The organism is Salinimicrobium oceani (assembly GCF_012037645.1).
Genome location: NZ_JAAVJR010000758.1, coordinates 1 through 423, shown reverse-complemented (window position 1 = coordinate 423; position 423 = coordinate 1). Strand labels below are relative to the sequence as shown.

At 43.7% G+C, this 423-nt stretch carries 2 protein-coding genes; both read right to left on the bottom strand.

The window, feature by feature from the left end; translation table 11 throughout:
- Positions 1 to 210: transmembrane 220 family protein (locus HC175_RS24430; RefSeq protein WP_209310116.1), on the bottom strand; the 210-nt coding region annotated here is incomplete at its 3' end.
- Positions 211 to 230: 20 nt separating this feature from the next.
- Positions 231 to 423 (bottom strand): hypothetical protein (locus tag HC175_RS19255; protein ID WP_209310115.1); only part of this gene is annotated, 193 nt, incomplete at its 5' end.

Sequence of the window (423 nt, the reverse complement as noted above, 5' to 3'; positions counted from 1 at the left end):
AGGGATAAAGAAGAGGTATAGTGCATATGCAAGAAAGATGATGATTCCCAGGTAGTGTAGAATTCTCTTGTCTTTTCTGAATATTGCAAGCAGGCACACTATTGCTCCATAGCCATAGACAGCCATCCACAGGAGAGGATCGGGGTCATTATATTGTATAACGGCAGAAATGCTGAAGATGATTACAAAAAATGCATTAATAAATTTCACTTTTTGCTATTTAGGATAAGCTAATTTTTTTCAGATTGGTGATGGTGATCTTCATTTTTGTGAGGAGGGAATAAACGGAACATTTTGCGCATACCCAGAATAGCCCCCAGTAAACCACCTATTCCGCTACCAACCAGAAATCCCAGGAAGGCACCGGGCCCGCGATTTCCTGCCGACATTTGCCCAAGGCCAACGACAGCCCAGCTGCCGTCG